Below are 22,275 nucleotides of genomic sequence, written 5' to 3' on the forward strand. Positions count from 1 at the left end.
AGCTCCCGATAGTTATCGGGATTGCAAGATTAAAAAAAAAAAAGCTTAAAAAAAAGTCGCAAAGCTTAAAAAAACTTTGCGACTCTGCGTCTTTGCGCGAAATAAAAAACCTTATTTAACAAACTCAATTGCCTTAGCCAAAGCCTCAGCAACTCCATTTGCATTTTTACCTTTTCCAGAAGCGAAGAAAGGCTGTCCTCCTCCATTTCCTTCAATATATTTTCCTAATTCTTTGATCACTGCATTTGCATTTAAGCTTTTGCCTGCTACTAAATCTTTAGCGATATAACAATGAATATTTGGCAAACCATCTTCTACAGAAGCCAGGAATACAAAAGAATCTGCTTTTGAACTTCCTAATGCAGAAGTTAAATCTTTCGTCGAAGCCATGCTTAAATCTACTTGTTTTGCAAGGAAATTTACGCCGTTTACTTCCTGGAAATCTTTCTCTAATTCAGATTTTAAAGCGCCTACTTTTTCTTTAAGCAATTGCTCTACCTGCTTTTTCAGTTTAGCATTATCATCCTGTAAAGAAGCTACTGATTTTAAAATATCCTGAGGATTTTTTAATGTCTCTTTTATTTCAGCTAAAGTATTCTCCTGATTTTGATAGAAGTCTTTTACTGCGTCACCTGTAATCGCTTCAATACGGCGAATTCCAGCCGCTACTGCTCCTTCAGAAATGATTTTGAAATGCCAGATTTCTGCTGTGTTTTTCACGTGAATTCCACCACAAAGTTCTTTACTTTCACCAAATTCAATCATTCGGACATTATCTCCGTATTTCTCTCCAAACAAAGCCATTGCACCTTTATCTAATGCTTCTTTAATTGGAATATTTCTGTGTTCTGTCAATTGCAATTGTGCTTCAATCTGCGCATTTACACTTGCCTCAACCTGACGTAATTCGTCATCGGAAACTTTAGAAAAATGCGAAAAGTCAAAACGCAAATAATTCGGATTCACTAATGAACCTTTTTGCTCTACGTGAGTTCCCAAAAGGTTTCTCAAAGCCAAATGCATTAAATGCGTAGCCGAGTGATTTTTAGAAGTTGAACTTCTTAAATCGTTATTTACTTTTGCTGTAAAACCAGCTTCGATATTTTCCGGCAATTGTTTTGCAAAATGCAAAATCAAATTGTTTTCTTTTTTAGTGTCGATGATTTCGATCGTTTCGTTTGCAGAAACTAATGTTCCTTTATCACCAACTTGTCCACCACCTTCAGGATAGAATGGTGTATTGTCTAAAACGATTTGGTATAGAATTCCGTCTTTCTTAGAATCTACTTTACGAATTCTGGTAATTTTTACTTCGTTTTCTGTTTTATCATAACCAACGAAAGTTTCTACATTTCCTGGAATCAAAACGGTCCAGTCTTCTGTTGAAACTTCTGATGCTGCACGAGAACGTGTTTTTTGTTTTTGTAATTCAACTTCAAATTCTTCTTCATTATAGGAGAAACCTTTTTCTTTTAGAATTAGAGCGGTCAAATCTTTTGGAAAACCAAATGTATCATACAATTCAAAAACCTTAGCACCAGAAACTTCTGATCCTTTAGTTTGTGCAATTACATTGTCTAACAATTGTAAGCCCTGATCAAGAGTTCTTAAAAAAGAAGCTTCTTCTTCGCGGATTACATTCGTAACCAATTGCTGCTGCGATTTGATTTCCGGGAAAAATTCTCCCATTTGGTTTGCCAGAACTTCTACCAATTTATTGATAAAAGGTTCTTTTGTACCCAAAAATGTAAATCCGTAACGAATCGCACGACGTAAAATTCTACGAATTACATAACCCGCTCCGGTGTTTGATGGCAATTGTCCGTCTGCAATTGCAAATGCAACCGCACGAACGTGATCTACCACGACACGAATCGCAATATTAGTTTTATTTTGTTCCTCGCTGATGTTCTTAACTTCATCAGATGTATATTTCAAACCTGTAATTTGTTCTACTTTCTCGATAAGCGGTGTAAAAACATCAGTATCATAGTTGGATGTTTTTCCTTGCAACGCCATACACAAACGCTCAAATCCCATTCCGGTATCTACGTGTTGTGCAGGAAGTTTTTCTAAAGATCCATCTGCTTTACGGTTGAATTCCATGAATACATTATTCCAGATTTCAACTACTTGAGGATGATCATTATTCACCAGGCTTTTTCCTGAAACTAAAGCTTTTTCAGCTTCCGGACGTAAATCAACGTGAATTTCAGAACATGGCCCGCATGGTCCCTGATCTCCCATTTCCCAGAAATTATCTTTTTTGTTTCCAAGAATGATTCGGTCTTCATCGATTAATGTTTTCCAGATATCCCACGCTTCCTGATCAAACGGAACATTATCCTCTTTACTTCCTTCAAAAACAGAAACATAAAGATTCTCTTTTGGAATTTTATATACTTCTGTCAATAATTGCCACGCCCAGTTGATCGCTTCTTTTTTGAAATAATCACCAAAAGACCAGTTACCCAGCATCTCGAACATGGTGTGGTGATAGGTATCAAAACCTACATCTTCAAGATCGTTATGTTTTCCTGAAACACGAAGACATTTTTGCGTATCGGCTATTCTTTTGCTTTTTGGAGTTCCGTTTCCTAAAAAATATTCCTTGAACTGGGCCATTCCCGAGTTGTTGAACATTAAGGTTGGGTCGTCTTTAAGCACAATAGGAGCCGACGGAACGATTAAGTGTCCGTTGCTTTTAAAAAAGTCTAGAAATTGTTTACGTACGTCTTGTGATTTCATGTGATAATTAGAAATGTGATAATTTGATAATGTGTCAATTAGATAATTTACTTCGTCTGAAAATATGTTAATGTTGTTTTTTAATTAGAAATTTACCATTCAAAACAATAAATTTCACCTTAAAAACATTATCTAATTATCAAATTGACACATTATCTAATTCTATTTTATTCTTGAAAAAAAGCTTCGAACATCTGAAACATTTATTAAATTTGTTCGACTAACTTATTTTACAAGCTGCAAAAATAGGGTATTTTAAAATATGGCGAAAGTAAAATATTATTACGACTCAGAAAATCTGGCTTATACGAAAATAAAGACCAGAAAAAGAATCAAATTTGGCTATGCATTATTGTTTTTGCTGGCTTCGGCGCTGTTTGGTTTTTTAGTTTTTGTACTATTACTGAACACCCCTTATTTTGAGACTCCAAAAGATCGTTTACAAGCGCGTGAAATCGAAAACTTAAAATTGCAATATGCCATTTTAAACAAAAAACTGGATGAAATAGATGATGTAACTGAAGCATTAGAAAACAGGGACAATAATATATACAGGGTTTATTTTAATAAAACCGAAATTCCGGATTCTATCAGAAAAGCCGGTTTTAGAGATTCTAAGCGCTACAAAGATTTAGAAGGTTATAACAACTCGCAATTGGTTCTCAATACTACAAAACGCATTGACCGATTATCGAAAGAACTGGCTATTCAGTCGAAATCATTAGATGAAATTTTGAAGCTCGCGAGTACAAAAGGCAATTTATTATTAGCAATTCCGGCAATTCAGCCTGTACGTAATGAAAACCTTAAAAGAATGGCTTCCGGTTTTGGATATCGAACTGATCCTTTTACGAAAGTGCGAAAAATGCATAATGGGATGGATTTTACAGTCAACACAGGAACTCCTGTTTATGCCACAGGCGATGGTGTCGTAGAAAGAGCAGATAACTCGGCTTCGGGATTTGGAAATCATGTTGTCATCAGGCATGGTTTTGGATACGAAAGTTTATACGCCCATTTAAGCAAATACAACTGCAGGGCCGGACAACATGTCAAACGCGGCGATGTCATAGGTTATGTTGGCAGCACCGGAAGATCCGAAGGTCCGCATTGTCATTATGAAGTGCATAAAGACGGAAAAGTCGTTAACCCGCTGAACTTCTACTACGGCAATATATCTGCAGTAGAATATGTCGCGATTTCGCAAATGGCAAACCTCGAAAATCAGTCATTAGATTAATACTCTAAAAAGTAGTATTTTTGGAATAAAATAGAAAATTATAAAATATGCATATTGAGCTTTCAAAAGATAAAAGGTATTATAGCATTGGCGAAGTAGCCAAAGCTTTTAATGTCAATGCATCATTAATTAGATTTTGGGACAGTGAATTTGACATTCTAAAACCAAAAAAGAATGCCAAGGGCAACAGAATGTTTACTCCGGATGATATCACCAACCTGCAATTAATTTATCATTTGGTAAAAGAAAGAGGTTTTACACTAGATGGCGCCAGAACACATTTGAAAGAAGGACAAAAGAAAACCTTAGACAAATTCGAAATAATCCGTAAATTAGAGACAATAAAAACACAATTAAACGAAATTAAGAACGAATTATAGTATATTTATTAAATAAATCAAAAACAAACTTAAATTAAAACAGATATGAAAAAATGGTTAATCCCCGTAGGAATTATTATAGCGCTAATTGCTATTATTGCTTTTTGGTCAATTGGAATTAAAAACACCGGGTTAAAATACAACCAGGCTGTTAACAAAGAGTGGGGAAATGTAAGCACTACTTATCAAAGAAGAAATGATCTTATCGGGAACTTAGTAAACACAGTAAAAGGTGCTGCAGATTTCGAAAAATCAACTTTAACTGCCGTTATTGAGGCAAGAGCAAAAGCTACTTCGGTAACTATTGATCCAAGTAACGTAACACCTGAACAATTGGCTCAGTACAATCAGGCTCAAAGTGGCGTATCATCTTCTTTATCAAGATTATTAGTTTCTGTTGAACAATATCCAACATTAAAAGCAAATGAAAATTTCCTTAAATTACAGGATGAATTGGCCAGTACAGAAAATCAAATTTTGACAGCAAGAACACGTTTCAATGAAGCTGTACAGGAATATAATGGTTACATACTTGCTATCCCAAACAAATGGTTCTTAGATTACAAAGAAAAACCATATTTTGAAGCTGTTGCAGGTGCTGATAAACCAGTTGAAGTAAAATTCTAAAAAAAGATATACTATTTTTGATTAACGTTTTTAAATTTCTAAGGAGAAATCCTTCTGAAATTTGAAAACGTTAATCTTAATTTTAAAAAATAATTTCAATGTCAAAAGTAGAAGATTTTTTATCCAAAGAAGAAGAACAACATATTGTTGATGCTATTTGCGTGGCTGAAAAAAATACTTCCGGCGAAATTAGAGTACATATCGAACAAACAACCTCTAAGGTTCCTTTTGACAGGGCTTTAGAAGTTTTTCACGAATTAAAAATGAATGAAACCCAGCTCAAAAACGGGGTTTTATTTTACTTTGCGGTAGCAGATAAAACATTTGCAATTTGTGGAGACAAAGGCATTAACGATGTCGTTGCAGCTGATTTTTGGGACTGTACCAAAGAGGCCATGATTACCCAATTTAAGTCAGGAAACTACAAACAAGGTATTGTTGATGGCATTCTGAATGCCGGCGAACAATTAAAAAAATATTTTCCTTCGTTTGATGGTGACACTAACGAATTATCAAACGAAATCTCAAAAGGATAAATAATGAAAATTTCCAAAAACAAAATATCTCATTCAAAAGGACTTTTTCAGTTTACCTTTTTGTTCATCGCTTTTTTTACCACCAATTGTATTTTTGCACAATTTACGATTCCTGAAAAACCAAGTTTTCAAACCTCGGTTTATGATTATGCGAATGTTTTAAGTGCCTCTGAAAAAGCACAACTGGAAGAAAAACTAATTCGCTATTCTGACTCTACCACAACGCAGATTGTAGTCATTACAATCGAAAGTCTGAAAGGAGAAGATGTGAGTCAGCTTGCTACAAAATGGGGACAAACCTGGGGAATTGGAGGAACTGCAAAAGACGACAATGGTGTAATTATATTATTGGCTAAAGCCGAAAGAAAAATTGCTATTAATCCCGGTTACGGTCTGGAAGACAGACTGACTGCCGGAATTGGAGGAACAATAATCCGAAATATTATCATTCCGGAGTTTAAAGCAGGCAGTTTTTATAATGGTCTTGACAAAGGAACAGATGCGATAATTGATGTTTTTAAAGGCAAATTCAAAGGCGAACGAAAGCAAGCCAAAGGAAATGATTTTCCAATACTTCCCTTTATAGTCATTGTTGTAATTGTATTAATTTTGCTGTCTCGAAACAAAGGCGGTGGAGGAAATTCAGGGAACAATGGTGGTGGCGGCCCCAGCCTGCTTGACGTTATTATTCTAAGCAGCCTTGGCAGAAGTGGCGGAGGCGGATTTGGAGGTTTTGGCGGCGGATCATCCGGAGGCGGCGGCTTTGGCGGAGGTTTTGGCGGAGGCGGTTTCTCCGGTGGAGGTTCCAGTGGAGGCTGGTAAAGTCTTATTTTCCAAGTTTTTTATAGTTTCAGGTTTTTAAGTTGGTACTAAGAAAATTTAGTTTAAATTTATCATTCATAATTTACAATTTATAATTCAAAATAGATGTTATCACATAAAGCAAAATACGCCCTTAAGGCCTTACTTTATTTAGCAGAACAAGACGAAAATCACATTTCCAGAACGATAGAAATTGCTGATGGCGCCAATATTCCTAAAAAGTTTTTAGAACAGATTTTATTAGATCTAAAACGAGGACGTTTTGTGAGCAGTAAGCAAGGAAAATTTGGCGGATATTATCTGATACGCTCCAAAAATGATATTACTCTGGCAGAAATTCACCGTTTATTTGACGGTGCAATTGCGCTTTTACCATGTGCTTCGTTAAACTTTTACGAACCATGCTCCGATTGTAAAACCGAGGAAGAATGCAGTCTAAGACATGGTCTAATGATCATTCGTGACGAGACTCTTAAAGCAATGCAAGGCATTACAATCGCCTCACTAGTAAAGAAATAAAAAAATATTTTCTAATTCCTAGTAAATCTATAGAATTTACATATATTTGCAAAAAAAATCAACTAACCAATTTACAAATTTTAACCAATATGAAAGTAAATTACAATCGATCGGGTGCGTCAAAAAACCTTTTGCAAAAAAATCAAAATATTCAATTCACTACCGTGAAAAACAATTCTTCTATGATGTGTATGTGCTGGTAAAAAAAATTTATTTTAAATTCTACTAATCACATATAACTAATATAAAAATGAAAAATTCTATAAAAAATATACTTACATTACTAGCTGTTTTAACTTTCTCAATTTCATTTGCACAAAATATCGAAGGTGTAGTGAAAACAAGTGAAAACACTCCACTAGAAGCCGTAAACGTTGTTATAAAGGGAACTACTTCTAATACCACTACAGACTCTAATGGAAAATTTATCCTTGACACAAAAGGAAAACTTCCTATCACAATTTTAGTTCAATATGTAGGCTACAAAACTACTGAGATTGAACTTGCTGATTTACCTGTTACTCCACTACAAATAACTCTTAAAGAAGAAAATGAACTTATAGAAGTGGTTGTTTCTTCACGACGCAGAATAGAAAAAGTTCAGGATGTGCCAATTGCAATATCCGTTATAACTGGTAAACAAGCGGAACAAACAGGAGCATTTAATGTGAACAGAATTAAAGAATTGGTTCCTTCAGTACAATTGTATTCATCGAACCCTAGAAATACTGGTATTAACATTCGTAGTCTTGGTTCCCCATTTGGACTTACGAATGACGGTATTGATCCCGGAGTTGGTTTTTATGTTGACGGTGTATATTTTGCACGTCCGGCTGCAACAACTTTAGATTTTATCGATGTGGAGCAAATTGAGGTATTACGCGGCCCACAAGGATCATTGTTTGGTAAAAACACGACTTCAGGAGCATTTAACATCACTACCCGTAAACCAAGTTTTACTTCAGGGGCTGATTTTGAACTGAGCTACGGAAATTATGCTTTTCTACAAGCTAAAGCTTCTGTTACCGGAGCATTAGGAAAAAAAGTAGCAGGTCGTTTATCTTTTTCAGGTACACAACGTGACGGTCTTATTGACAATGTTGCAACAGGAAGACCTACCAATAGTTTGAACAATCAGGGAATTAGAGGTCAGTTACTCTGGACCCCAACTACAAATACTAATATTATACTAGCTGCAGATATCACAACACAGCGTCCTGACGGATATGCACAAGTTGTTGCCGGTGTTGCTCCTACGCAAAGAGCCGCTTATCGCCAGTTTGATGCCATTATTAAAGATTTAAATTATCAGCTTCCGAGCTTAAATGCTTTTGACCGTAAAATCGATCATGATACTCCATGGCGTTCAGGTCAGGATATGGGAGGTATTTCTCTTAATGTTGATACTAAAATTGGATCAGGAACACTTACTTCGACTACAGCATGGCGTTTTTGGAACTGGGATCCGTCAAATGACAGGGATTTTACTGGATTGCAAGTATTGGCAAAATCACAAAACCCAACAAGACAAACACAATTTACACAAGAGGTTCGTTACGCAGGTCAGTTAACTTCTAAAATAAGCGGAGTTGTTGGTGTATTTTTTATAGACCAGACTTCACAAACAAATGGTACTGAAGAATCCGGTAATGCACAATGGAGATTCGCACAAAGTTCTACAAGCCCGTTATGGAAAACTCCGGGTCTTTTTGAAGGATACGGAATCAAAACTGACGCTCGTATCAGATCATCAAGTGCTGCTGTATTTGGACAATTAGACTGGGCGATTACAGATCGTTTGCATGTATTACCGGGTTTGAGATATAACTTTGATAAAAAAGATGCTGATTACAGCCGTACAACATACGGAGGTCTGCAAACTACCGACCCTGCATTACTTGCTTTGAAAAAATCTGTTTATTCTGATCAGGCTTTTGACTCTAGTACTGACAACACAGATTTCTCAGGAAATATCACAATATCTTTTAAAGCTTCTGATAAAATCAATGCTTATGCCACTTATGCAAAAAGCTACAAACCGGTTGGTGTGAATGTGGCCGGACTTCCAACGGATTCAAAAGGTTTGCCATTACTTGATCTTGCAGTTATCAAACCAGAAAAAGTAAATCATTACGAAATAGGAGTAAAAACTTCACCATTTAGAAACTCAGTATTCAACCTTGCATTCTTTAATACAGACATCAAAGATTTTCAAACAAATGTTCAGGCAGCTGAATTAGGTGTAAACCGTGGATATCTTGCCAATGCTGATAAAGTACGTGTAAGAGGTGCTGAACTTGATGCCAGTTTTGTAATCAGCCAGCACTTAACAATTAATGGTGCTGCCACTTATACTGATGGTAAATACATTAAATTTACAAATGCACCACTTCCGTTAGAAGAAACAGGAGCTCCTGTAGCCTTCAAAGATGTTTCAGGAACTGAATTGCCAGGTGCATCAAAATGGGCAGGATCTTTAGGCGGAGAATTATCTGATCAAGCTAAATTCTTCGGTAACTCAGGAAAAATATTTCTTGCTTTAGACTCTTACGCTCGTTCTGAATTTTCTTCAAGCCCATCAGCTTCAAAATATTTAGTAGTTCCGGGATACGCGATCTTCAATGCCCGTTTAGGTTTCCGTACTGCTCAGGGTTTATCTGTTCATTTCTGGGGACGTAACCTTTTAAATAAAGATTACTACGAACAATTATTACCTGCCGGTGGAAATACAGGTCAATATGCCGGTGTAATTGGCGACCAAAGAACTTATGGTGTTACTTTAAAGTATTCCTTATAAACACAGTTAGTTAGTTAGTTTAAATAGATAAAACGAGGCAGGTTTATAAAACTTACCTCGTTTTTTTTTATGGAATCAAATCTCTAAAATCACAAAATAGCCCTTAAAACAAGTTTTATTGTTCGGGAGATACATCATGATTTGTATATATTCGCAGCCTGAATTGATACAAATTGAATGAAAGTTCTCAGATTACTATTATTTACGGGATTGATAAGTCCTTTTTTATCGGCACAAAGTCTAAAAAAGACAGATCATCAAACCTTAACCTGGATCCGGTATTACAATATTTTGCCTTTAACCGAAAAATGGGCAATTCACTCTGAGTTTGATAACAGAAATTTCCTAAATCCTATTCATGAAAATTTATTTGTTATAAGAGTTCAGGGAAGATATCGAATTCATAAAAACATCGATTTAGGCAGCGGCCTAGCTTATTTTAATGTCAATACACAAGATCCTGACGTTGATCCTGATTTTTCTATTCCGGAATACAGAATCCAGCAGGATGTTACTTTTATTAATGATGTTGCTAAAATTACTTTTCACAATCGTCTTCAGCTAGAAGAGCGTTTCATTCAAAAAGCAAGTAAAACAGCATTACTCAATGACTTTGCTTTTGCTTACCGGTTTAGATACCGATTACAAGCAACATTTGATCTTTGGAAAAAAGAAAAACGAAGTCTAAAAGGAACAATTTCAGATGAAATAATGTTCAATTTTGGAAAAGACAATAAAAGAAACACTTTCGATCAAAACCGAATTTACCTTGCATTACGTTATCATTTCAACCCCAATACAGGCTTAGAAGCAGGATATCTCAACAGTTTTCAAAGACGCTCGAGCGGAGTCGATTTTTATGATCGCGATATTATCAGATTTACTGTTTATCATAGAATAAATAGGAAACCGAGGATTTAGAAAATAAAATTTCAATCTAAAAATTCTAAACTCCAGTAAAAAAATCAGCCGAAGCAAGTCTGTGGGCACAAAAAAAGACGCACTGCTTGTACTGCGTCTCTGCGTTAAAACCTTTGAACCTTTATTAATCCATTCTCTGTCTTTTCTTCCCTCCTTTTTCTGCACCTGCAAAATTTCCAATTTTATAACTAAGAGAAAACATTACATAACGTTTCAGAACTGTGTTTTCTTCATCACGAATCGAAGTTGCTGAAATCGTTCTTGTTGCACTTAAATTCTGGTTCAGAACATCATAAACCTTTACTTTGGCATAGATTTTTTTATCAAAAAAACCATAAGACAAACTCGTATTCCACAAATAGAAATCTTTCTTGAAATTGCTCGAAATACTGGAGTTGTATGTGTATCCAAAATCATTTCCAAAAATTAAATTGGCCGGCCAGTAACTTGTCGTTTGCAGATTGATTCTGTGTACTACATTCGAACTGGCATCTCTGGATGAATTCTCATAATCAGTTTGATTGTATGATAAACTATACGATGGCGAAATGATAAGCAAATCTCCGTACTCATACGTCATATTTACTTTTGGTGTAATGGCGGTCGATTTTGCATTGTATAAAACCGCATTTGTAAAACCTTTATCAAAGGAATAACTTCCATTTAATCCGAAACCATATCGCAGAACATGCGCATCCCATTTTATCGATTGATTCCAGTTTCCGCCAATTGAGGCAATATAAGTACCGGATATATTTACATAAGTAGTCGTTCTTTTTCCGCTATCGTCATAAATTGAAGTCGAAACGACATCGTTGTTATAATAATCTCCTTTTACATACAGGCTATAACCGGAACGCGTACGGAAATCATAATTTCTAAAACTAAAATTTGCGCTGTTTTTTTCGATAGGATTCAAATCCGGATTTCCCGTAATTGTATTTAATGGATTGGTTAAATTTAAAACCGGCATCAACTGAACTGCAGTCGGAAGTGCATTAGAGTAATCATATCTGAACGACAGATTCTTTGAACGGCTAAACTTGTACCTGATCTGAAAATCACCATAAGGCAAAGCATATCTTTTATTGAGATCTGTTGCATTATTAAGGTACAAAGAGTGATTATCGAACTCTACGATTGCAGTTCTCGAATTCAGGTTGACAGTAAACTTGCTCTTCTGCCAGGTAATCCCAACTTTAGGGCTGAATGAATTTTGTTTTGAAGTAGTATAATTGGTCAAAGATTCATTTAGATTATTATACGATTGTGATGCAGCATCAAAATCGTACGTTTTCATATCTTTCATTTCACTTTTCCAGTCAAAATCAGAACCAAACCTTATCCTTAACGAATCAGTAACGGGTTCTGTGTATTCAAGCTCAAGAGAATAAGTATCTGCTTTACTTGCATTTTTACTCTGCTGGTTCCTGTCGTCGTTGGGCTTACTGTCCTGATAAAAAATAGTCTGAGAAAGATTGAGTGCTTCAGCATCTGTTTTGGCGTTGTTATTATCAAAGACAACACTGAAATTACGGGACTTTTTCTTAAATGCTTTATTGAAATTAATTGTATTTCCAAAGGTTGTATTGGTACTTTCTGAATAATTTTTTGCCGTACTTTCATTCAAAGCATCTCCGTTTTCATCTTCAGAAAAACTAGAAGATGTCGAATTACTATTCGTACGGGATTGATTGACTTTTGGAATGACTACCAATCGCGTTGTTGGATTGATTTTATATTCTAATTCAAAATTTACATTATTTCCTGTACTTTCGTTTCTTGTTTTAGAATCAGCTGAAGTGGCAATATTACCTGTTGGCAGGAAACTAACCTGATCCGATTTACTTTCGTTATTGTTAACGGAGTTCGAAAAATTATAACTCCCCATAGCGGCTAAACTTTTAGACCAATCATCAGAATAGTTTAGTCCAATAAGGTTCGATTGCGTAATTCCTTTACCGCTTCCTGAGCTACCACCATTTCCTTTGCTGTTTCTTCCGCCTCCCATATTATCAAATACCTCATCCATCGCAAAACCGGTAGAATTGATATTGTTTGAAGAAGCCAAAACACTAATTTTTTGTTTATTATTAAAAAAGTTCAAAAGCAAACTGCTTTCATAACGATCATCAGAACCGTATCCTCCCAGAATTTTACCAAAGTAGCCTTTGTTTTTCTTTTCGTCGATTGTGATATTAATACTCGAAAAATCTGAAGTCGATTCTTGTTTCGAGAGTTCTTCTTTTTTTGTTTTAAAATCAGAAACCTGAATTTTCTTGATGATTTCTGCCGGAAGGTTTTTCAAGGCAATGGCACCATCTTTATCAAAAAATGTTTTTCCGTTTACTAATACCTGATTGACTTCGCGCCCGTTTACGGTCACTTTACCATCAGTACCCACTTCAAATCCCGGTAATTGCTTTAGCAAAGTCTCTACATTCGAGTCAGGCCTGACTTTGTACGAAGCGGCATTAAACTCAAGAGTATCTTTTTTGATTGTAATTGGCGGTGCTTCACTTTTGATCACCACATTATCCAAAGCATTTGCGGCCTCAAGTAAATACAGTTTTCCAAAATCCTTACTTTCCAGAAGTCCTTTTTCTTCCTCAAAATAAGGCTGGTACCCCATATAATTTACCTTTAGAAAAATAGGCTTATCGTATTTTTTGGTCTTGATCGTAAAAGAACCGTTTTTATCTGTTGTAGCATATTCGATTACTGTAGAATCTTTTACGGTTGTAAAATAAACGGTCGCCAGCTCGAGCGGCAATTGTGTGTTGATATCAACAACAGTTCCCTTAAGAACAATGTCACTCTGGGCATTTGCAGAATAACAAAAAAGGGTGAAAATCAGGAAATAATAAATTTTGGTCATAAATTGGTTAGTTAGAAACAGTAAGACTCAAAAAGAGCTAAAAGGTTTAATTGTAATTTCAACATTTATTCAAATAGCATGCCATTTACGAAGGCTACTATCAATTCGATTAAAAACAAGGCGTAAAAAAAGTCCCCATTGTGAGGACTTTTTTATTTTATTTTTCTCTGATATAAATATCGATTGGTACTCCTGAAAAATCCCAATTTTCTCTAATCTTATTTTCAAGATATCTTTTATACGGTTCCTTAACGTATTGTGGCATATTTGCAAAAAACACAAACTGCGGCGTTAAAGTTGGCAACTGCATACAATATTTAATTTTTACATATTTACCTTTTGTTGCAGGCGGCGGATATGCTTCGATCACTTTCAGCATAAACTCATTGAATTTAGAAGTTGGAATTCTTTGTTTTCTATTTTCAAAAACCTGAACTGTAGCTTCTAATGCTTTCAACAAACGCTGTTTCGTTAAAGCCGAAACGAACAAAATTGGCACATCTGTAAATGGCATTAATTCTCTTTTGATTTTCTCTTCGTAATCACGGGTCGACATGGTATCTTTTTCTACCAAATCCCATTTGTTTACTAAGATCACAACACCTTTACGGTTTTTCTCAGCCAACCAGAAAATACTCTGATCCTGACCTTCAAATCCACGAGTAGCGTCGATAACCAGGATACAAATATCGGCATGTTCAATCGCACGAACAGAACGCATTACTGAGTAAAACTCTAAATCTTCTTTTACCTTCGCTTTACGACGGATTCCCGCTGTATCTACCAGGTTAAATTCAAAACCAAAACGGTCAAATTTAGTATCAATTGCATCACGGGTTGTTCCCGCAATGTCGGTTACCATAAAACGTTCTTTACCAATTAATGCATTGATAAAACTTGATTTTCCTGCATTCGGACGTCCAACAACAGCAAAACGAGGTAAAACCACTTCTTCCTGAACCGGTTCCGCTTTTACCGGAAAAGAGTCAATTAACGCATCTAATAAATCTCCTGTTCCACTACCTGAAATACTTGCAAATGTAAAATACTCCCCTAAACCAAGGTTATAAAATTCAATTGCATCTTTTTCACGCATAGCATTATCTACCTTATTCACCGCCAATAAAACCGGTTTTGTTACTTTACGCAATAAACGCGCAACAACATCATCCATTGGTGTAATTCCTTCTTCAACATCAACCACAAAAATAATAACATCAGCTTCGTCGATCGCTAATTCTACTTGTTTACGGATTTCGCCTTCAAAAACGTCATCGGACCCGCGAACGTATCCACCGGTATCAATGACAGAAAACTCTTTTCCGTTCCACTCGCTTTTACCGTAGTTTCTATCTCTGGTAACTCCAGAAACCGAATCTACAATAGCTTCTCTTCTTTGTATCAGCCTATTAAAAAGGGTTGATTTCCCTACATTAGGTCTTCCTACTATCGCAACAATGTTATTCATTTTTGTAAATTTTAGATTTTGAATCTTCCATTTTAGACTTTAGTTTCCTAAAATTCTATCACTTATACATTCAAAATGCTTTATTTTAATTTTTTGCAAAGGTAGTTAAAAAAGTGACTAAGTCGCTAAGTTTCTAAGCACCTAAGCTTTTTATTATTTTTATTGTTATTTTAAGAAGCTATTTCCAGCTGTCCGCTATATCTTTTCCTGGCTAAAGGAGCCAGAAAAAGGATGCCGCTTCCATCTGGGCTAGGGTTTTCAGGATTTCAAGAACTTTCGTTTAACGATTAAACAAATAAACCATTCACCAATTCAACAAAAACTACTGGTTATAACCAAATCGTTTCAACATATTAGCATTGCTTCTCCAGTTTTTATTCACTTTTACAACCAGTTCAATGTGAATTTGTTTTCCAAAAAATTTCTCCAGATCAGCACGAGCTTCAGTACCCACTTTTTTAAGAGCCGCACCTTTATGTCCAATGATGATTCCTTTTTGCGTTTCGCGTTCTACCATAATGATCGAACGGATTCTGATTATATTTTCGTCTTCAAAGAATTCCTCAGTTACGATTTCAACTGCATATGGAATCTCTTTGCTGTAATTCAACAAGATTTTTTCACGAATCGTTTCGTTTACGAAAAAACGTTCCGGTTTGTCTGTTAATTGATCTTTTGGATAGTATGCCGGTGACTCCGGCAACAACTCAATGATTCTTCCAAAAACTTCCGGTACATTAAAATTCTGTAGCGCCGAGATTGGGAAGATTTCAGCATTGGGCACTTTTGCTGTCCAGAATGCTACTTGCTCCTCTAATTGTTCCTGATTTGAGTTGTCGATTTTATTCAACAATAACAAAACCGGGATTTTAGCGTGAATGATTTTATTAAAGAAAGCTTCATCTTTTAAGTCCTGCTCTCCTATTTCGACCATATAAACCAGTATATCAGCATCTTCAAAAGCTGACTTTACAAAGTTCATCATCGATTCCTGCATTTCATAAGCGGGTTTGATGATTCCGGGAGTATCCGATAATATAAGTTGAAAATCTTCGCCATTCACGATTCCTAGAATACGGTGACGAGTTGTTTGTGCTTTTGATGTAATGATTGATAATCTTTCTCCAACAAAGGCGTTCATCAATGTTGATTTTCCAACGTTTGGATTCCCGATGATGTTTACAAAACCTGCTTTATGTGACATTTGCGTAATATTTATTTTGCAAAGGTAGTCATATCAACTCAATACAGAAAATAAAACATTTTTTAAAGTTTTCGTTGGATTTCTTAAAAATCGGCGTATCTTTGCACCCGAAACATCGCGGGATAGAGCAGTAGGCAGCTCGTCGGGCTCATAACCCGAAGGTCACAGGTTCGAGTCCTGTTCCCGCTACTAACACAAAGCTTCAGAGAAATCTGGAGCTTTTTTGTTTTAAGCTAAAAAGTAAAAATTCAGGAGGCATTTATAAAATTTACGATTAAAAAAAAAAAAAACTGCGCAAAGATCACAGAGACATTTGCGCAGTTTTTCATGGTCACACTTCGAAGAACGAAATTACCAAATTGTTATTCTGTCTTCCTTTGGCACAAACATTTTATCTCCGGCTTTTACATTAAACGCTTCGTAAAAAGGTGTCGTATTCATTAGAGGACCATTAACACGCCAATTTGGTGGAGAATGCGGATTATTGTTAATCCACAAACGCAGGAACTCGTCTTTCATTTTTACTCTCCATATTTTGGCTATGGAAATAAAGAAGCGTTGGTCTGGAGTAAAACCGTCAATTTTTACATTTCCTTTTCCTTGTTCTGTCATTTTAAAAGCATCATAGGCAACTGCTATTCCGGCAATATCCGCCGTATTTTCACCCACTGTCATTGCGCCATTAATATGCAGATCGCCTAAAACGGTGTATGTACTGTACAAATTGATAACCTGTTGTATTCTTGCCTTAAACTTTGCATAATCCTCTTTTGTCCACCAGTTTTTTAAGTTGCCATCCTTGTCATATTGCGCACCCTGATCATCAAAAGTATGGGTTATTTCGTGACCTATAACCATTCCGATACCTCCGTAGTTAAGAGCATCATCTGCATTATTATCAAAATATGGGGCTTGTAAAATACCTGCAGGAAAAACAATTTCATTTGCAGTAGGATTATTATATGCTGTAACTGTTGGAACTGTAGTATACCATTCTGATTTATCTACCGGCTTGCCCAATTTTGCCAATTGAAACTGATATGCAGCTGTAGCAGCCGAAACCATATTCTCAAAATAGGTATTTCTGGCTATTTTTACCGAACTATAGTCTCTCCATTTATCCGGATATCCTATTTTCTTAGTCATGGCTGCCAATTTTTCTTTCGCTTTTTGCTTCGTATCAGGACTCATCCATTCTAATTTATCAATTCTTTTGGCATACGCTTTTTGCAGATTATTCACGAGCACCAACATACGCTTTTTGGCATCTTCCGGAAAATATTTCTTTACATACAATTCACCCAACGCTTCGCCTAAGTAATTATCTACGACATTAGCCATTTTTTCGCCACGTGATTTTTGAACAGCCTGACCAGAAAGCACCTTGGTATACTCAAATGAAGCATCTGCAAAAGGTTTACTTAGATCATCTGCATATCTTTCGAGAGAATTTGCTTTTAGGTAAATTTTCCAATTATTAATGGGAATTGTTTTCAAAAGCTTGTTTAGGACATCATAATAAGCAGGCTGACCTACATTAATAGAATCGGTTTGAGCTCCTAAAGTATTTAAAAAAGTAGTCCAGTTGATGTTGGGATGTCTTTTTACAAGATCTGTCACAGCCAGTTTATTATAATTGGCCTGCACATCGCGAAGTTCAACTTTTGTTTTATGCGAAATGGCGAGTTGTTTGTCTATATCATAAACCAAATTAGCATTCTTTTGAGCCTCTTGGATGTTACTGCCTGTTTGCTGAAATAATGTAGCAAGGTATTTTTTGTACGATTTCTGTATAGCAACAGTCGATGAATCTGATTTGAAATAATAATCTCTGTCAGGCAAACCGATACCTGTTTGATAAATTTGTGCAATGTTCATACTGCTATTTTTATCATCAGGTCCCACTCCAAAACCTATAATAGAAGAATTGTTCACTTTTTCTTCATTAACAACAAAGTTCATCAAGGACGGCAAATCGCTAATGGCTTCAATTTTGGCAAGTAACGGTTTTATAGGTGTATAACCGCGTTTGTCAATGGTTACAGTATCCATACCTGATGCATAAAAGTCTCCTACTTTTTGTGCTATACTTCCTGCTGAATTCTTGCTTTGCGAAATACTGTCTAATATTCCTTGCAGGCGCATTCGTTGTGGATAATTCATAAACATATAGGCACCAACTCCGGATTGAGATGCAGGTATTGACACAGAATCGTACCATTTGCCATTTACATATCGAAAAAAATCATCACCAGGCCGCAATGTGGAATCTATTCCGGTGATAGCAATATTTTTTTTACTCTGATGTTTTGAGCAGGCTGTAAAAGCTAAGACTGCCATGAAGAGCATTAATGATTTTTTCATAATCTGGACTATTTCTATTAAAATGAACTGAAAAATGTTTGAAAGCCAATATTTTAAAAATGTATATATCTGGCATAGTTAATTTTAGCAGAACAATATACGAATTCAGTTTTTAATTCTAAAGTTTATCGACCTTATTGTTATTGTTATAAAAGCTTTTTTTCATCTATTACCCTGAATAAGATCACCAATAACTTATTTCAGGAAGAGACAGGGAATATAATCAACAGATATATAAAAGAACATTTGGATGCAATTTTAATAACCGTTTTTGCAATGGAAATCTTCTACTTTTAGATCTAAAATAAAAAACGAAAGCACAGAATTAAATAAATAATAAAAGTGATTTTAATCGAAATCTCGTCTACTTTTGCCAAATGTTAGAAATTCTTTATCAGGACGAATATATTATAGCAATTAATAAACCAAGCGGATTGCTGGTTCACAAATCATTTTATGCGCGCGATGCAAAAGTGTATGCTATTCAGGAATTGAGAAATCAAATAGGAGGACAACACGTTTATCCTATTCATCGGTTAGACCGCAAAACATCCGGTGTCTTGTTATTTGCATTGAATAAAGAAGTTTTGAAAATCATGAATGATCGTTTTGCCACACGCGAAGTCGAAAAAAAATATTTAGCCATTTTACGTGGCTGGTCACCTGAAGAGCTAACGATTGATTATGATTTAACCAATGACGATGACATTAAACAAAATGCAATAACATACTTTCATCGCTTGCAAAATACCGAAGTTGAGTTAGAATTTAACAACCGGCCAACGTCACGATATTGTTTGGTAGAAGCGATTCCTGAAACCGGACGCATGCATCAATTACGAAAACATTTCAAACATATTTTTCATCCCATTTTAGGAAGTCGTCCACATGGTTGTAACAAACAAAACAAATTATGGCTGGAGAATTATGACCTGACAGGAATGATGCTTCATGCCCATCAGTTGATTTTTAATCATCCGATAAAAAATGAACAACTAATCCTGAATGCAAAGATTAATGAAGAGTTTAGCAGAGTAGGTACTATTCTTAATCTGGATTTGAGTAATTATAAGTAGGACAATAATTTTAAAATTTAGATACACATTTTATACCTCTATAATAATCCTCAACAATCTCGTTAGATAAATTGATGCTTCCTAAAAACAAAACTTCAGACAAATCTGATGCTTTTGAAACATTCAAGAATTTAAAAAAACTCAACAATAAAGAAATAGAAAAGCACCCAGGTTCCTATAAAAAAGAATCCAAGGTACATGTTATTTAAATTTTTCTTTAAATCCTTTTTAACTATAAGTCGATATAAAATCCAACCCAGGAAAACGACCGTCAAACCTATTGCCATTAAAATTCTTGACATAACTTATCTTTTTTTTTTGACAACTTCAACTAATTTCAGTCGCCTGTTAGCTATTATTTTCATGTTGCAACTAAATTCCATATGATGAAATTTAACGAATTTTAAGTAAATATATCTATTCAAGATAACATTAACAAAGACAAACAACAAAAAAACCGAAAGAATATTCTTTCAAATAATAGTAATTGTCATTTTTTTTCAAAATTTATTCCATCTGCAAAACAGGAAAAAAAACTTCATTATTCCATTTTTAGAGTAAAAACAACCAATTATTAATCAAACAAATACACATTACTTAACCCCATTTATTTGCGTTTGATTATTTCTTAATGTGATATTTTTTAAAATATCTATTAAAAAAAAACGCAAAATCTTTTTGTGTATTCTTAAAATTAGTTGCACTTTTGCACCCGCATTAGAGAAGTTGGCCCGTTCGTCTATCGGTTAGGACGCATGGTTTTCATCCATGTAAGAGCGGTTCGATTCCGCTACGGGCTACTGAAAAAGCTCCAGAGAAATCTGGAGCTTTTTATTTTTAGATAACATACAGCGAGATTGTCACTTCCAGTAAACAAGGATCAGGATCCTTTCGCCCTCTCCTCTATCTTTAAATATATCTTCGGACATAGCATTATTCTAAATCAGCCTTAATTAAATTCAAAACCGCACAGAAATAAAACACAAATGGAAAAGGAAATAAAGTTATATCGTGATTCAAAAAAAACAAAAAAACTATTATTCACCTCTCTGGGAGTTTGTCTTATTTTGCTTGCTGTCGTTATTTACAGTGCGGGAATATTTGACAATGTATTAAAAACCAAACCGCTTGTATTTTCGATCGCGGCATTTTTAATCATGTTCATTCTTTTATTAAAAAGTCTTCTGAGCCTAAAAGACAAAAGCCCTTTAATTGAATTAAACAATCAGAACTTTTACGGAAAAACTACTCCAATGTCAAAATCTTTTGGAACCGTTAATTGGGTTGATGTTACGGATATTCAATTAGAAAAAACAGGAGGAGATACTCTGGTTGTTGTTACAATTAACAATCCTGAAAAATACGAAGGAAGACTTTCGAAAATGATGTGGAATATGGCTCATGACAAAAATACCAATCAGCTCACTTTAATGTATTCAGCTTCTGAAATTGACATTGATGCTGATGCCCTTTTTACCTCATTTACTACATTCTGGAAAGAAAGTACGGCAAATAATTAAAAATAAAACTGAAGCTTTGTTAATTCAAACAAATTAAAAGCGAAACGAAGCTGCAATAAAATGCAAAACAAAAAAAAGACTGCTCAATCGAACAGTCTTTTTTTTGTTTTAATCAAATTAAAATCATTAAGCCATAAACAAAGCTCCTTTGTTATAATTGTATAAAACCAAATCGTAAGGCACTAAAAGCGGTGCTATTTTTTCTGAAGCAGCATCGAACTTTATCCCGTTATGTTTTCTGAATAAATAAATTTCTTTTAAACAATTTGATAAACTCTGATGAATTGCCGTTGTAAATGTTGGCAATTTTTTATCTCCCACCAATAAATCGATTTGATAATTAGAACTGCTTTTAGACAAATTGTTCCCTATAATTCTTATTGTAAATGTAGCTGCTTTTCCGTGTTGTTCACCTTGATATTGTACTACCATAATTTTGCTATTAAAAGGTTAGAATATTTTATCATTTTATTTGATTATGCAAATTGATGAATTAAAGTTATGAAAAAAAAGCAAATTCTTAAAAAATTAACTCTTAATTATATATTATTTTTTTATCCGAAGAAATAACAAACTTCAAACCTAAATAGAAGAACAATATTCCTCAAAACTATTACATCATATAAACAGTAATTCTTTTACTTTTTTGTTTAAATTTGAACAACTAATCTAAAAACCTAATCTCATGGAAATGAATTTCTTACCCTTTTTTATTTCAGCATTAATTACGCTTGTAACCGGTTTTATCTGGTACAATCCTAAAGTATTTGGAACTGTCTGGATGCGAGAAGCCGGACTAACACCGGAAGCGCTAAAAAACGGAAATATGATTAAAATTTTTGGACTCACCTACATCTTTTCCCTAATGATGACCATGATTATCTCTGCATTAACAATTCACCAGTCCGGAGCAGTAGGCATGGTTGGCGGACCACCTTTAATAGAAACTGCAAAACCTTCGTTCGCTGCGTTTATGGCCGATTACGGAACTGCTTATCGTACTTTTAAACACGGAGCCCTTCACGGTTTTATATCGGGTTTGTTTTTTGCTTTTCCAATGTTAGCTATTAATGGTTTATTCGAAAGAAAATCTTGGAAATACATTTTTATCAATTCCGGATACTGGATTTTAACCCTAACGCTTATGGGCGGAATTATATGTGCATATGCATAAT

At 35.0% G+C, this 22,275-nt stretch carries 17 protein-coding genes and 2 tRNA genes; 13 read left to right on the top strand and 6 right to left on the bottom strand.

Annotated features, from left to right (window positions below; all coding sequences use genetic code 11):
• Positions 1 to 111: 111 nt before the first annotated feature.
• Positions 112 to 2,748: an alanine--tRNA ligase gene (alaS, locus tag B0A67_RS02875; protein ID WP_072959550.1), complete on the bottom strand. Its 2,637-nt coding sequence runs from the start codon at positions 2,746 to 2,748 to the stop codon at positions 112 to 114.
• Positions 2,749 to 3,010: 262 nt separating this feature from the next.
• Here alaS and B0A67_RS02880 point away from each other — a divergent pair, with 262 nt between their 5' ends.
• The 8 genes from B0A67_RS02880 to B0A67_RS02920 all read left to right on the top strand — a co-directional run bounded on the left by B0A67_RS02880 (position 3,011) and on the right by B0A67_RS02920 (position 10,590).
• The gene (locus B0A67_RS02880; RefSeq protein ID WP_072959554.1) at positions 3,011 to 3,988 is read left to right on the top strand and encodes a M23 family metallopeptidase; all 978 of its coding nucleotides are present in this window, start codon (positions 3,011 to 3,013) and stop codon (positions 3,986 to 3,988) included.
• A 47-nt stretch (positions 3,989 to 4,035) separates the two neighbouring features.
• Positions 4,036 to 4,368, top strand: coding sequence for a MerR family transcriptional regulator (locus B0A67_RS02885; protein WP_072959557.1), 333 nt, complete (start codon positions 4,036 to 4,038; stop codon positions 4,366 to 4,368).
• Positions 4,369 to 4,413: 45 nt separating this feature from the next.
• Entirely contained in the window at positions 4,414 to 4,995 is a 582-nt protein-coding gene (locus B0A67_RS02890; protein ID WP_072959560.1) for a LemA family protein, read from the top strand.
• A 98-nt stretch (positions 4,996 to 5,093) separates the two neighbouring features.
• Positions 5,094 to 5,531, top strand: a complete 438-nt coding sequence (locus tag B0A67_RS02895) for a TPM domain-containing protein (RefSeq protein WP_072959562.1) — start codon at positions 5,094 to 5,096, stop codon at positions 5,529 to 5,531.
• 3 nt (positions 5,532 to 5,534) lie between these two features.
• Complete coding sequence (locus B0A67_RS02900) at positions 5,535 to 6,353, top strand: TPM domain-containing protein (protein WP_072959566.1); 819 nt, start codon at positions 5,535 to 5,537, stop codon at positions 6,351 to 6,353.
• Positions 6,354 to 6,458: 105 nt separating this feature from the next.
• On the top strand, positions 6,459 to 6,872 hold the full coding sequence (locus tag B0A67_RS02905) for an RrF2 family transcriptional regulator (RefSeq protein WP_041517419.1): 414 nt from the start codon (positions 6,459 to 6,461) through the stop codon (positions 6,870 to 6,872).
• 250 nt (positions 6,873 to 7,122) lie between these two features.
• Positions 7,123 to 9,669 (top strand): TonB-dependent receptor, encoded by a 2,547-nt coding sequence (locus B0A67_RS02915; RefSeq protein ID WP_072959572.1) that lies wholly within the window; start codon positions 7,123 to 7,125, stop codon positions 9,667 to 9,669.
• Positions 9,670 to 9,846: 177 nt separating this feature from the next.
• Positions 9,847 to 10,590 (top strand): DUF2490 domain-containing protein, encoded by a 744-nt coding sequence (locus B0A67_RS02920; RefSeq protein ID WP_072959576.1) that lies wholly within the window; start codon positions 9,847 to 9,849, stop codon positions 10,588 to 10,590.
• A gap of 124 nt (positions 10,591 to 10,714) precedes the next feature.
• Here B0A67_RS02920 and B0A67_RS02925 read toward each other — a convergent pair whose 3' ends face one another.
• The 3 genes from B0A67_RS02925 to era form a co-directional block, all read right to left on the bottom strand.
• Positions 10,715 to 13,468: an outer membrane beta-barrel protein gene (locus B0A67_RS02925; protein ID WP_072959579.1), complete on the bottom strand. Its 2,754-nt coding sequence runs from the start codon at positions 13,466 to 13,468 to the stop codon at positions 10,715 to 10,717.
• 157 nt (positions 13,469 to 13,625) lie between these two features.
• Positions 13,626 to 14,936 (bottom strand): ribosome biogenesis GTPase Der, encoded by a 1,311-nt coding sequence (gene der, locus B0A67_RS02930; protein ID WP_072959582.1) that lies wholly within the window; start codon positions 14,934 to 14,936, stop codon positions 13,626 to 13,628.
• Between the two features lie 322 nt (positions 14,937 to 15,258).
• Positions 15,259 to 16,140: a GTPase Era gene (gene era, locus B0A67_RS02935; RefSeq protein ID WP_041517423.1), complete on the bottom strand. Its 882-nt coding sequence runs from the start codon at positions 16,138 to 16,140 to the stop codon at positions 15,259 to 15,261.
• 116 nt (positions 16,141 to 16,256) lie between these two features.
• Here era and B0A67_RS02940 point away from each other — a divergent pair.
• Positions 16,257 to 16,329 (top strand) — tRNA-Met (locus B0A67_RS02940).
• A gap of 162 nt (positions 16,330 to 16,491) precedes the next feature.
• Here B0A67_RS02940 and B0A67_RS02945 read toward each other — a convergent pair.
• On the bottom strand, positions 16,492 to 18,504 hold the full coding sequence (locus B0A67_RS02945) for a M13 family metallopeptidase (protein WP_072959586.1): 2,013 nt from the start codon (positions 18,502 to 18,504) through the stop codon (positions 16,492 to 16,494).
• Between the two features lie 377 nt (positions 18,505 to 18,881).
• On the opposite strand from B0A67_RS02945, the gene B0A67_RS02950 reads away from it, so the two are divergent.
• From B0A67_RS02950 to B0A67_RS02960, 3 genes are all read left to right on the top strand, one after another.
• Positions 18,882 to 19,580: a pseudouridine synthase gene (locus B0A67_RS02950; protein ID WP_072959589.1), complete on the top strand. Its 699-nt coding sequence runs from the start codon at positions 18,882 to 18,884 to the stop codon at positions 19,578 to 19,580.
• A 728-nt stretch (positions 19,581 to 20,308) separates the two neighbouring features.
• Positions 20,309 to 20,380: transfer RNA gene (locus B0A67_RS02955), tRNA-Glu, on the top strand.
• Between the two features lie 186 nt (positions 20,381 to 20,566).
• Entirely contained in the window at positions 20,567 to 21,100 is a 534-nt protein-coding gene (locus B0A67_RS02960; protein WP_072959593.1) for an STM3941 family protein, read from the top strand.
• 126 nt (positions 21,101 to 21,226) lie between these two features.
• Here the strand turns inward: B0A67_RS02960 and B0A67_RS02965 are convergent, their stop codons facing one another.
• Complete coding sequence (locus B0A67_RS02965) at positions 21,227 to 21,532, bottom strand: hypothetical protein (RefSeq protein ID WP_072959595.1); 306 nt, start codon at positions 21,530 to 21,532, stop codon at positions 21,227 to 21,229.
• Positions 21,533 to 21,785: 253 nt separating this feature from the next.
• Between B0A67_RS02965 and B0A67_RS02970 the strand changes: the two genes are divergently transcribed.
• Positions 21,786 to 22,274, top strand: a complete 489-nt coding sequence (locus B0A67_RS02970; RefSeq protein WP_072959598.1) for a DUF1761 domain-containing protein — start codon at positions 21,786 to 21,788, stop codon at positions 22,272 to 22,274.
• Position 22,275: the final 1 nt, after the last annotated feature.

It is taken from the genome of Flavobacterium aquidurense, from assembly GCF_002217195.1.
GTDB classification, from domain to species: Bacteria; Bacteroidota; Bacteroidia; order Flavobacteriales; family Flavobacteriaceae; genus Flavobacterium; species Flavobacterium frigidimaris.